Here is a 13,419-nt window from a genome sequence, read left to right as displayed (position 1 = left end):
AGTAGTAGACCTGCCGCTTCGTCCGACTCGGTCCGTTCGCGAATGAGTAAGCAGCGCCAGCGTGACACCCAGGCCGAGTTATCAGTACGCAAAATACTTCACGCTCGTGGCATCCGTTTCCGCGTCGATGCCCGGCCGGAATCTGATTACAGATGTAAGGCCGACATCATCTGGCGGACATTGCATCTGGCTGTTTTCATCGATGGCTGCTTCTGGCACGGATGCCCCGAACATGCCACGAGGCCCACAGCAAACCGCGAATGGTGGGCCCAAAAGCTTGACTCAAATATCGAACGCGACCGACGAGCGGATGCTGTCTTGGGAACCCGCGGATGGACAGTCCTGCGCTTCTGGGAGCACGAGGAGCCCGCTGTTGTTGCAGATGCAATCTGCTTACAGCTCGCTAAACTTCGCAGTGCAAGGGGCAGAGAATGATTCAGTTGGCTGCAGTCGCGACCGGTTGCTCAATTTTTTGGCGCAGCTGTCGGATTGGCGAGCTATACCCTTCCCGCCACGATGAACTGACCACGCGGTCGAGCTCCTCGCCAGACAGCTGGATATTGAGCGCTCGGGCCAAGACATGCACGGCCAAACGCGGGGGGATCGCATTACCGATTTGCTGGCCAATGTCAGAGCCGGACCAAGGGAAGTCATGCGGAAAAGTCTGAAGGAGCCCGGCTTCACAGTGAGAAAAACGACTCCATTCGCCATCGGCGAGGTGCAGACGATTGCGCGTTACCTTCCCGGTTACTGTAGCTGCAGGCTCGCCCGAATGACGCCGCCCCCTGTTGCGTGGGTCTCCGCCACTGCCGTAGTTGGAGATGACCGTGAAGCCAACTTCCCTCGAAAGAGCTTGTCCCATCGAGACCCACGGTTCGCGTCCGAGAGCGGCCTGGCTCAGAGCTCCTTTGCGGAAAGCTTCGTGGGTCGGACTGGGGAGCTGCACACTGGAACTACCGAGCTGCGCGATGAGAATTGCGCGACGTCGCGTCTGGGGAACACCGAATTCTTCCGAGCGGAGTATTCCGACCGCACATTTGTAGCCACAACCTTCGAGCACCTCGCGAAACGCCAACCAGACTGGTACCACAGCGGGTACCTGCTCCAGGACGATCGCGTGGAATGGTTTGTCGGCCCGCAGCGCCAAGAGAGCCCACCGCATCGGCTCGAGCACAAGTTCGGTCCGCTCATCGCACGACCAGCCACGCGCAGGCTCAGCGTCGGGACTCTCAAACATGCCTGCGAGTCTTCGCGCAACCTCATCGAGAGCGCGCCTGCCGGCTCCTTTACCCGCGACAGTGAAGGTCTGACACGGCGGTCCCCCAGTCAGGACCGTCGCTTCCGGAAAGTCTCGCGGTGCGTAGGCGCGCACGTCACCCTGGACCGTGTCGAGCCCGGCGGCGGCGCGCGTTGCGCACGCGTCGGGGTCCAATTCGATTCCAGTCACGGGGATGCCCAACCAGGTGGCGCCAACATCAAGGCCGCCAGGCCCGGCAAAGAGATCGATAATCCGCTGTGCACGGAGTGGCGGAGAAACGGTCGGCGGCATGGCAGTGATGTTAGCCGGCTGAGCCGACTAGGGCCGCGAAGCGGGCGAATCCCCGAGAGTTTCTCTGACGCTCTCGCGGCGCGCACGTGCTCGGCGCGGCCGATCCTCAAGGCAGCAGACAAGATAACTCAGTTCTGTCGGCATGCGGTGGTAGAAATCCGACGACCTAAAAGCGCTCCTGGCAGGCGCTTCTTCGTGATATCAGTGGCTGAAGGGAGGGTATGAAGTGATGATCAAGGGCTGGGCTGACCCAGACCTAGCACTGGGCGGTCTGGTCGACGAACTCCGTGGCAAGTGCATTCGGGTCTACAAAGAGGATTCGACTCGTGTCAAGGAAGATGCCGGAAAAGAACGCGGCATCGCTGAGGGCGGCTACGGACGAAAGCAAATCCAAGAGCTTGTCCAAAATGCCGCCGATGCATTGCACCGCTCTCCCGGACGCATCCAGGTCAGCTTGACCGGCGAGGCCTTGTACGTCGCAAACGAGGGTGTCCCATTCGATGCATCGGGCGTCCGAGCGCTGCTATACACGCACCTGTCGAACAAGACGGGCACCGAAATCGGTCGATTCGGGCTCGGCTTCAAGTCGATCAGCGGTATCTCCGATAGCCCACAGATCTTTAGCCGTTCGGTCTCGTTCGAGTTCAGTCGTCAGCAGGCGGCCGACCAACTTTCCGCCGAGCTGAATGAGAACTATTCTCCTTCAGACATTCCTGCGCTGAGGCTCGCGTGGACGCTAAGCCCCTCGAACGAGTTTCGGTCCGACCCCGTCTTGGCCGAACTCGCCGCGTGGGCGACGACTGTGGTCAAGGTGCCGCTCAAGGCAGGAACCGCGGAACAACTGTCAGAGGAAATCGACCAGTTTGACGAATCGTTCAATCTTTTCGCTCCGCACGTCAGGATGCTCGACCTCTTCGATGGCGTGGCAGGTCGCGAGCGCCACTTCACGGCAGCCAAAAAGGGCAATTTTGTAAGACTGACAACCGAGGATAGTGACAGGAACTGGCTTGTGGTGTCTACCGACCACAAGCCGTCACTCGAGGCACTGGAATCGGCAGGACATGCCGCGAGGCGCGAATCAATCACCGTCAGTTGGGCACTTCCGCTGACCGGCGGAGTAGGGCTCGGGCAATTATCGGCCTTCTTTCCGGTTAAATCAGATATCACCCTGAGTGGCCGGGTCAATGCACCATGGAAGCTTTCGGACGACCGCATCAACGTGATCGAGTGCGAGTTCAACCTCGAGATCCTCGTAGATGTGTTGCCGCAGTTGGTTGTAGCAGCTCGTAAAGATCTGATCGCAGATAGGGCTTTCGGCAGGTACATCGATGTTTTACCCGCGCGCGGCAAGGAGGCCCGTAGTTGGGCGGACAAGGTTTTGAATGAGCCTGTATATCAAGCCCTCAGAGACTCCCGATGCCTGCCGGACCTCGATGGACAGTTGCGTGCACCGAGCTCCCTGCAACGCATACCTGATGTAGTCGTGGATCTTGCCACGCGGTGGCTGGAAGTTACCGGCAACCGAGGCGGGTGGGTTCATCCCGAATGCACCACCAGCACCGAGCGACGATCCAAGGTCGACCGCCTGCTGCAGGAAGGGGAGAGCGCGAAATCCCCTGGGCGCGTTCTGCATTGGCTTCAGTCGGTTGTGGCCGACCCGCAGCCGAAAAAATCGGCAGCAGCAATCGAGCTCGCCGCGAAGTTAGTCGGCAAGGGCGACAACACGGAGATGGACGTGCGAGATGCACGAATTGTGTTGTTGGAGAACAACACCTTGGCGCAGCCAGTACGAGGTCGCTGTTTTCTACGTACGAGCGCCGGGCAGAGCGGCACCTCCTTCGTCGCCGAGGCAGTTGCCGGTCAACCATCCGCTGTGGACGCGCTAAAGCACCTCGGAATCACTCCGTTCGAAGACGGCGGCGAAATGCTGCAGCTGCTCACCCAATTGAGGGCCACCGGCAAAGTGGATTGGGATGAGCTGTGGATCGCAATGCGCGGCTCGGGTGTTCAACTAGTCCACGAGGCGTTCGAGGAGGTCCTGGGTGGCCACGCCGCGAAAGTCGTCCAGGTGCGGAACGGTGATGGGCGCTGGGTGGTTCCGCGGGGCCTCTACTTCCCCGGTGAGGGCCTCAAGCAGCTACGGGAGGACGGGGCCTACTTGGTTGACGCTGCCTACCACGCCGCTGACCATGAGATTCTGTACCTGCTCGGAATTAGGGCCAGGCCGTTGCGGTCTGCGGTTCATTCGAGCGAGACATGGGTGGCGCGATATCGAAGGGAAGTCCGCGAAACCATTGGCGACGAGCTCGGATTGGGTGTCCAGGCGCGGCAGGCCATCGCGATCGAAACCGTCGATTCTGTCCTGGGCCCCCTCGAATGCTTGCCAGATCTTAGCCTCACAAACAGGGTCGCCCTGAGCGTCGCGGTAATCAGCGACATTGATGTTCCGCGTGTCCGGGTGAGCCATCCGAATGTCAGCAAGACAGCTCGCTACATAGCGCCCGAGCTCTGGCAGGTACGGGAGCACGGCTTGCTACCGACCACGCTGGGCCCGGTACCTGTCGCGGAAACGTTTGTTTCCGAAGTCGACGGTGTGCCTGCGGGTTTGCTCCCGTGTCTCACGCAGCTAGTGCTCAGCTCCGAAACCGAGCGCGTCTTAAAGCTGAAAAGACAAGTCAGCGAGCTTGACTCAGCTGATTTCAGCTGGCTCGTGCACACGCACGTCGAGCGCGACGATCTTTTGCGTGTTGGCCAGAGTTATGCGTGGTGGTGCTGGACGCATAAGGAAGTTGACCCGCCTGATCGCCTCTGGGTACGTCGCGACGGGCAGTGGTCGGAGGAAGACCGAAGCGCTGTCGCGGTTGTCCACGGCATGGAGGCCTACACCGAGCTCGATAGCTTTGGCATTCCTTGCGTCGTCGTGGACAGCATTGATGATGTACATACCCTGAGCGAGCTTTGGGATTGCTTGCAAGGACGCGACCTTCCAGTCACCTACTCTTACGAAACCAGTGCGGAATCAGAGCTGGTATCGGATGTCTTTCCAATTTTGGATACGCTTCCGGTCGGTGATGAACTAGAAGATCTCTTCCTGCAAAAGTGCCTGTCGATCAGCAAAGTTGCTGCAGTACCGGGCCAACCCGAGGTCCGAGTCGAATGCGCAGCCGCGCGAGAAGCCAACCGTATCCTCGTGACGGGATCCTCCGACGGGCAAGTCCTGAAGCAGGTACTTGGGTGCCTACTTCTCGACGACTCGGACAGACAGGTCGAACTACTTCTCAACGACATGGAACGGCGTCGCAATTCGAAGCGGGTGCGCGAGATCAGAAGCGCATCATCCGACGCCGAACGCCTTCTCATGCTCGCCGGCGAAGAGCGTCTTAAAACCCTGATCCCACGGGACGCGCTCACTTATCTCGTAAGAGACGGATCGGTGGAGCCCCACGGACTCGATCTGGCGAAGCTATGCGTAACGATGCTGGGTGTTCGCGCGCTCGAACGCGCATGCAAAGTCGATCCGCAGGGGCTCCCGGACTCGGCGCCCTCCGCCTGGGCGGGCTCCTTCAACACCCGAAAGTGGGTTAAGAGTCTGGGATTTGGCGAAGAGTGGGCAGGCGAGAAGGCCAGACGACGTAACAAGCCGACCGAATATGTCGACGGCCCAACACAACTCGATGGTTTGCACGACTATCAGCAGGTGGTGTCGGAGCGTCTTCTCAAGCTTCTCAGTGGCCAAGGCTATCGGCGAGGGATTATCTCGCTACCGACAGGAGCAGGAAAGACCCGGGTTGCCGTGCAGACAATCATTGAGGCGATTCGAGACGACAGAATTGATGAAAATGCCGGTGAGGCGACACTATCCGGACCGATTCTGTGGCTGGCCGACGGCGAAGAGCTCTGCGAGCAAGCCATCGACGCTTGGTCCTATCTGTGGCGAGCTGTGGGCCGCCAAGATACGCAGCTGATTCTGAGTCGTTTCTGGTCGAGCTACGAGATGGAAGAGGAAGTCGCCGGCGTACAGGTCGTAGTGGCAACGTGGCAGAAGATCTTGGCACGCGCGGTCGACAATGATTCGTTCGCGTGGTTGGCAGAGGCACCCATAGTGATCATCGATGAGGCCCACGGCGCTTACACCCCTTCCTATACGAAGATCCTTGAGTGGCTTGGTCGTGGAACGCGTGAGCGAGACAAGCCTCTGATCGGATTGACTGCGACACCATTCCGTGGGCGCCGCGACAGTGCCGAGACTGAAAGACTTCTGCGCCGTTTCGACGAAAACCGGCTGGATGAAGGAGTTTTCGGCGACGAGTTGCCACAGCTCAGGTTGCAGCGTGACCGCGTGCTTGCTCACGCCCACCTGGAGATTCTTGGTGGCATTTCAATCGATCTGACCGACAGCGAGCTCGAGGAGTTCAAGTCAAAGGGTTGGCTTTCCAAGAACGCTGAATCGCGACTCGGTCGCCATGAGGACCGCACCCGGACCATCGTTGACTCTGTGATGAGCAAGCCGGCGGAGTGGCAGATCGTGGTCTTCGCCGCGTCGGTGGAGAGCGCCCAAACGCTGGCTACGTTGCTCACAATTCAGGGACGTCCCGCCTCGTCGATCGATCAAGACACAAGCCCCGAAGATCGGCGTGTTGCGATCGAACGGTTCAAGTCAGGCGAGCTCAAGGTGCTGACGAATTATGCGGTGCTGTCGCAGGGCTTTGATGCGCCAAAGACCGACGCCGTGTACATAACCCGCCCCACCACTAGCGAAGTCCGCTATCAGCAGATGGTTGGGCGTGGACTACGAGGGCCGAAAAACGGTGGCACCGAAGAAGTTTTGATCGTCAATATGCTGGACAACATCATGGAATTCGGCGATAGCATCGTGTTCCAACCGATGAAAGACATCATCGAGCCGGACAGCACCGAAGAAGACATAGCCAATGTCGGATGAGTCGCGACGTCGAGCCCTCGTTGACGGCAACGGCGAACAAGCCCTCGGAGATCGCGGCTCCCGCAAGTTAGAGTCGCTGGGTTCCCGATCTTTGGCTAATCATCCTTTTACCCCCCAAGCCGCGAGGCCAGATTATGTCGGCTGAAAAATTTGAACTCAACGACGAGCAGCTCGCGGTAGTCGAGGCGTCGGCCGACGAACGTTTGCTCGTGATTGCCGGCGCAGGACAAGGCAAGACGGAAGTTGTCGTGAGCCGTATCGACAGCCTGGTCCAGAACGAGGGCATCGTGGCATCGGAAGAAGTCCTCGTTCTTAGCTTTTCCCGTGCCGCGGTAACGGCCGTGCGAAAGCGTCTGGATTTGCGTGACGTAGGCGCCGCAAACGTGCGCACGTTTGACTCGTTCGCGAGCGTCCTGCTGCTCGACGCGAACGTCCAGCCGGAGGGTAATTTCGACGCCCGAATCCGACGTGCGACCAAATTGCTAAAGGAGGCAGACAAGGCGCCCCACGACATCGAATTGCTACAACATGTCGTGATCGACGAAGTGCAGGATCTCGTTGGAGACCGCGCCGATTTCGTGGTCGCAATCTTGGAATGGCTCGATGAGAACGCCGGGATCACTGCGCTCGGCGACCCCCTTCAGGGCGTCTACGACTTCCAGCTGGATGATTCGCTCAGCAAGACCTCTTCCAAGGACGTGTTCGATGTCCTGGCTCAGCGATTCGGTTGCGAGGCAGTCGGATTGGGCAGAAACTACCGAGCGAGAGGCAAATTCCCCAAGCAGGTGGCCCTCCTCGGTGACGCAATCCGAGACACAGATGACGGCGACACGGCAGAGGAGCTGCTCGACGATGTGGTTCTAGATTTACCGGACCGTGGCGAAATTAAAGAGTGGTACGACCTCGTGACACCACGTAGCGGCAAGATCACGGCTGTTCTCTGCGTAACTAATGCCGACGTACTTCGGGTATCCAGACACCTCAACGAGCAGGGTGTTGCGCACGCCGTCCGCCGCCAAGCGCAGGATTTTGGTGCGGCCAAGTGGATAGCCGGCGCACTAGGGCCGCTGCCCGGTCCGAAGGAACGTAGGTCGGAGGTCGAGGCTGCGCTCGCGCGGCTGCTGGCGAAGGATGATGTCGCGCAACGGTGGACAGAGCTCAAGGCTGCCGAAGGTCGAACGAGCGAGTTCGACGCATTGAATCTCCTCAGAGTGGCACGCCTTGTGAAAGCCCGAGCACTCCCACTCCCGCTGACCGAACCCGATCACAGTTCGGTGATCGTGTCCACGATCCACCGCGCGAAGGGGCTTGAATTCGATTCGGTCTTCGTAGTCGAACCAACGTGGATGCCCGACGATGAAGACAGCTGGACCAAAGTCCGGCGCCAATACGTGGCGTTGAGTCGAGCGCGCGACGACATCTTCGTCTGCCGACTCCCGCAGCCCAGGTCAATCATCAAAGCTGATCCCAAGCTCTGGGGGCGATTCAAAGAAGAGGCGTGGAGCAAGAAAAAGCACGGCGCCAAATGGACCAAGGCTTTCGAATTCCAATACAACGACGTCGAATCCGCTTACCCGGCAGCTTCAGCACGAGTGAATGCCAAGAAGTTACAGAAGTCGTTGCAGTCGGACGGTCTTGTGGGCATGGCGGTGCAGGCCGAGCTAGACGAGGAAGAGTCAACCGAGGATTCGCCTTCATACCTCTTGGTTACTGACGGAGGGCAATTCGTGGGGCGAACGAGCGCTGCCTTCGATGACGCCTTTGCCAAGGCATTCGGTTGGTTAGGAAGTTGGCCCGGGATAGTTGATGGCTTGTCTCTGGTGTCCATCGAGACCGTCGCCGGCGATCCCAACGAGTCTGAGAAGGCTGGTCTGGGAAGCTCCGGATTTTGGCTCGTTCCTCGCGTGACCGGTTTGGCGCGACCCGACCTCTCGACCACCTAGGGAATTCAAATGGCTGAAATCACAGAGCAATACGCGTTTCGAGACGACGTCGTCGACGAGTTGATCAAGGACCTTGTTGGCCCCGCTGAAGGCCCGGACGAGATAATCACCGACCTCCCGCTGGATCGCTATATTGCAGGTGTCCTCTGGCCAGCCGATGATCGGTTGCAGGAGGAAGCAGAGTCCGAGCCTGACAGCGGCGAGGCAGAACAGGACGGCGTCGCGGACAGTCCCATTTCACAGGCCTTGATGAGATACCCGACGTCAATGGGAATCACCTTCTCCGTTGATCTCGCAAAAGCGACGTCCGTACAGATCCTCGCTGAAGCGGCTAGGTACATTCCGTCTACCGACAAAGAAAGTGGCGACGGTGCCCGCGCCGAGCGCCCGTCGTGGCGGCAAAAAATCGCTAAACCGGACTCGTGGCTTCGTGTTCCGCAGTTCATCGATCCCATCGACTGGGACGTATCGACGCCGGGTGTGAAGAAGGTCGACCTCGCACCCGGTTTACAGCTGTACGTCTATTCGCGAACTCCACGCAACGGCAGGGTCGCGGTATCGGCCGCCCTGCGAAACACACAAGCTCCTCCCAAAGGTGAGCTCCGAGACGCGTACGGGTGGTTTCAGGTCAAGCTCGAAATCATCTCCGGCGAGCAAGCAATCGCGGACCGCTCGTCCTACGGCGTACTCAGCGAGACGGACGACGACCTCCGTTCCGCAGCACTGCTCTATCGCAACGCGCGCGTGTTCGCCGTCGGTCATGGGTGTGCCGCGACGTGGGACCGAGCTTCGAAGTCGTCGACGGTACAGCGAGTCGCAACTACTTTTGTTCCTAGGCAAGAAGTTTCGCGTGCTCGGCCCGGCGGCGCGAGCTCGAAGGTCGATCTGCGGATGTCCACTCTCAGCGCAGCATCCGATGAGGCGCTTGCGGAGAACCTTGGCGGCTTGGTTACCGAATACCGGGACTGGATCGGGAAGCTGACCGACCAGATCCATAACGGAGACGGGGATGTCGAGGAGGGACTGAGAAAGGTCGCGGACTCGCACATTGCGAGAGCGATCAATGCAGCGGATCGCATACAGCGCGGCATCAACCTCGTCGTCAACGATCCAGACGTCGGTAGAGCGTTCCGCTTGGCGAACACCGCCATGCAGACGCAGCGCGCCCGCCAAGATTGGGTTCGTGGAGGATCTAAAGGTGCTGTGGTTGATGGAGCCGAGCAGCTCTGGTACCCGTTCCAAATCGCGTACATCCTGCTGAATCTCCCGGGTCTGGCGATTGCTGACCACGAGGATCGAGATATTGCCGACCTCTTGTGGTTTCCGACCGGCGGCGGAAAGACCGAGGCTTATCTCGGCCTGGTCGCATTCTCAATAATTCACCGCCGGCTGAAAGACGCCGATGCGATGGGCGTTGCGGTCATCATGCGATACACCCTGCGCCTATTGACAATTCAGCAATTCGAGCGCGCGACGATGCTGCTGTGCTCGCTCGAACGTCTTCGGAAGCGCGAGAACGACTTGGGCAATCGGGCCTTCTCCATCGGCCTGTGGGTTGGTCAAGCCGCGACACCGAACACTTTGCCCGAGGCAAACAAGTCCCTGAACGCCATCGCTGACGGCAAGGAACTGCAAGAAAAAAACCCGATCCAGCTGACCCAATGTCCCTGGTGCGGGCAGACTCTCAACGAGACGCATTACTCAATCGTGAAGTCGCCTGTCGAGCGTTTGAAAATTGCATGCGGAAATCACGAGTGCGACTTCCGCGACGGCCTCCCTGCCTATGTCGTCGACCAAGACATCTACCAGTTCCGGCCCGAATTAATACTAGGCACCGTTGACAAGTTCGCACAGATGGCTTGGCGCGAGAATGTACGAAAGCTGTTCGCGCGAGACGGTATCGGATCACCGCCATCACTGATCATCCAGGATGAGCTGCATCTGATCTCGGGACCATTGGGGTCGGTGGTCGGTCTCTACGAGACCGCGATCGACGCAGCCTGCGGCATTGAACTCGGGCCCGAGGGTCCCACGCGCGGCAAGCCGAAGGTCATCGCGTCGACAGCGACCATTCGTCGCGCAGACAAACAGATCTCGGCAGTCTTCAACCGACATGCAGAGCAGTTCCCACCACCCGGCGTCGACCCGGACCAATCCTTCTTCGCGGAGCCGGCGCCGCGAGATGAATACGGAACGCGCGAGTACATCGGAGTGATGGCGGCGGGGACGAGCCATGCAACCCTTATGGTCAGGGTTTATGCCGCCTTACTCCAAGCGGCGCACAATATCTCGGGCGCCCCCGAGACACGGGACCCGTATTGGACCTTGCTGGGTTACTTCAACAGCCTTCGCGTCCTGGGCAGCGCCAATCTCCAAGTCGAGGGCGACGTTCGGGACCGCCTTCAACTGGTCGCTAGGCGGAAGGCGTCGTCTCCGCGCGAAATCAGACCACCGGTCGAATTAACCAGCCGCGTGCCTTCCGCCGACATCCCGCGCACGCTGAAAAGCCTTGAGAACGACGTAACGTCGGGCCACGCCAATGACGTCGTGTTGGCGACCAACATGATCTCGGTGGGTGTCGACATCGACCGGCTCGGGTTAATGGCAGTAATGGGCCAGCCGCAGTCGAGTGCCGAATACATCCAGGCCACCAGCCGCGTAGGCCGCAAGCACCCCGGTCTCGTCGTGACGATATTCAACTCCGCACGGTCCCGCGATCGGTCGCACTACGAGAACTTCATACCCTTCCATCAGGCGCTCTACCGCGCCGTGGAGGCGACGAGCGCAACGCCTTTCGCGGCGCGTGCCCGCGACCGAGCCCTCCACGGTGTGCTCGTCTCCCTGACTCGACTACTGGTTGACGAGATGTCGGATGAGCGCGCCGCACACAAGATCAGCAACGAGTACGACACTGTCGTCCTGATGGCGGATCTTTTGGCTCGGAGGGCAAAAGATGTGGCAGACCCGGAGGACGCGGCCGACACCGTCAAGCAGCTCGATGAGCTGATGAAGGTCTGGACCGAGGGCACGGATTCCCATCCGGAGATGCGCTACCAGAACAGCAGCGATTACGAGGACTCTTTGTTGGTCCCGCCAGATGTGGCTATGACCCATGATCTGGTCGAATATTCGACCCGCGAGACACCCTGGCCCACACTCCAGAGCATGCGTGATGTCGATGCGGAGAGCACGCTTTATCAAATCCCAGCGAGGAAGGTTCCCCGGTGAACACCGCGAAAGCTCGTCGCAGCCAACTGCTGAGTACATATGGGGTAGGTGGCCTGTTTCCTTCGGAGGCAACAAGTTTCATGATCGCGGGCCTCCACGAATGGGACATAGCCAACGCCGAGCGGATTCCAGAACCACGTTTGGCGCGTGCACTTGGCGTGAATGACCTGATGGCGCCACCGGCGGGTGGTAAGCGAGACGTACCGGTCATTCGCTACCCCTACACGCAGGTGTGTCCGAAGTGCCGACGCATCGGTGCGCTCTCGGATCTTTCCAAAGACAAGCAGAACGCAGTCTGCAAGGTGGACGGCGTCGATCTGAGTCCGTTCCGGCTCATCGGGGCGTGCAGCCGGGGACACGTGAGCGAGTTTCCGGTCTATTCGTGGCTCCATAAGGATCAGCAGAGCAAGATCAAAAGCGACGAACACGACATGAAACTGAACGTTCTCGGGCGCACATCGTCGCTCGGCGACCTCACGCTCACGTGCACATGCGGCGTCGACAACCGAAGCCTCGAGGGCGCCATCGGGGCGGGGTCGCTCGTCGAATTCGGCAAATGCCGTGGCCTGCGTCCCTGGCTGGGTCTCGACACGCACGAAGACTGCGATCTCTATCCGCGGGCGGTTCAGCGTGGTGCGTCGAATGTATGGTTTCCGGCAGTCCGCTCGACGATATCCATCCCGCCCTACTCCGATGCTTTAGCGAAGTTCGTCGACAAGCACTGGGATGTTTTAGGTATCCCCGAAGCTGCAACGCCCCCTGTGCTGGAAGGGTTTTCAAAGCAATCGAAGGGAAAGTACCGCGCGGAACAGATCAAGCAGGAGATCGATCGGCGACATGGCGAAGAGCAGAACGACGAAGAAGTCACCGAGGCCAAACTTCGCGCCGACGAGTACAAGGCGCTCGTCGAGGGGAGGCAAGAGGAGGGCTTGGACTCTGATTTCGTGTGCCTAAGCAGAGACGTGCCCGATGGGTTTGAGTCGCTGATCACCGAGGTTCGGAAGGTGACGCGACTTCGCGAAGTTCGAGCGCTGCAAGGGTTTACGCGGTTGGACGGTGCGCCTGACCCGTCGGGCCCCGTTCAAAAGCTCTGTCCGCTGGCACCAACTCACATGTATTGGCTCCCGGCGATCCAGGTGATCGGTGAGGGCATTTTCCTCGCATTCCGAAAGCCTGCGCTCGATGAGTGGGCAGCCCGAGATTTCGCAAAGAAGCGGCAACGAGTCCTGCAGAAAGCCGCTGATCGCGCTGCAGCTGAGTATGGCCGGGAACCGGCAAAGGTGGACATCATCAAGGTGGCCATTCACACGCTCGCACACGTCATCATCGACCAGCTCTCCCTTGACGCTGGCTATCCGGCAGCGGCACTTCGCGAGCGGCTCTTCGTCGACGATAAGGTTGCGGGGCTCCTGGTCTACACCGCGAGCTCGGACTCCGCCGGCAGTTTGGGCGGTGTCGCTGCAATGGCGGAGAGCGAACATCTGCGGGCTGCTCTCACCGAGGGGCTGCAGCGATTGTCCTGGTGCTCTTCGGATCCGGTGTGCATCGAGTCGACTGGCGCGGGGTCGGATGGACTCAACCTCGCAGCATGCCATGCGTGCGTGCTTGCCCCCGAGACGTCGTGCGAGATGAACAATTCATACCTCGACCGCGCGCTGCTATTCGGTACCCACGACGCGGGCGACGAGGACCAAGGGCTATTTCACGAACTCTTCGTGCCGGCGGGCGGATGACAACAATGCCTCGCGATCGGAAAG

At 59.7% G+C, this 13,419-nt stretch carries 6 protein-coding genes; 5 read left to right on the top strand and 1 reads right to left on the bottom strand.

What is annotated here, in order from left to right:
* Positions 1–42: 42 nt before the first annotated feature.
* A complete protein-coding gene (locus PT015_RS21800; RefSeq protein ID WP_285187158.1) occupies positions 43–435 on the top strand; it encodes a very short patch repair endonuclease in 393 nt (130 codons plus the stop codon).
* 1 nt (position 436) lies between these two features.
* On the opposite strand, the gene PT015_RS21795 is transcribed toward PT015_RS21800, so the two are convergent.
* Positions 437–1,549, bottom strand: coding sequence for a DNA cytosine methyltransferase (locus PT015_RS21795; RefSeq protein ID WP_285187157.1), 1,113 nt, complete (start codon positions 1,547–1,549; stop codon positions 437–439).
* A 229-nt stretch (positions 1,550–1,778) separates the two neighbouring features.
* Between PT015_RS21795 and PT015_RS21790 the strand changes: the two genes are divergently transcribed.
* The 4 genes from PT015_RS21790 (at position 1,779) to drmB (ending at position 13,395) form a co-directional block, all read left to right on the top strand.
* A complete protein-coding gene (locus PT015_RS21790; protein WP_285191231.1) occupies positions 1,779–6,491 on the top strand; it encodes a DEAD/DEAH box helicase in 4,713 nt (1,570 codons plus the stop codon).
* Positions 6,492–6,625: 134 nt separating this feature from the next.
* Positions 6,626–8,434: a UvrD-helicase domain-containing protein gene (locus PT015_RS21785; RefSeq protein WP_285187156.1), complete on the top strand. Its 1,809-nt coding sequence runs from the start codon at positions 6,626–6,628 to the stop codon at positions 8,432–8,434.
* Between the two features lie 9 nt (positions 8,435–8,443).
* Positions 8,444–11,662 (top strand): helicase-related protein, encoded by a 3,219-nt coding sequence (locus PT015_RS21780; RefSeq protein ID WP_285187155.1) that lies wholly within the window; start codon positions 8,444–8,446, stop codon positions 11,660–11,662.
* On the top strand, positions 11,659–13,395 hold the full coding sequence (gene drmB, locus PT015_RS21775) for a DUF1998 domain-containing protein (RefSeq protein ID WP_285187154.1): 1,737 nt from the start codon (positions 11,659–11,661) through the stop codon (positions 13,393–13,395). Before PT015_RS21780 ends, drmB begins: the two co-directional genes overlap by 4 nt.
* The last annotated feature ends 24 nt before the right edge of the window (positions 13,396–13,419 follow it).

The sequence above is a fragment of the Candidatus Mycobacterium wuenschmannii genome, from assembly GCF_030252325.1.
Taxonomy (GTDB): Bacteria; Actinomycetota; Actinomycetes; order Mycobacteriales; family Mycobacteriaceae; genus Mycobacterium; species Mycobacterium wuenschmannii.
The sequence above is the reverse complement of the archived record's forward strand: the minus strand, read 5'-3'. Positions and strand labels throughout refer to the sequence as shown.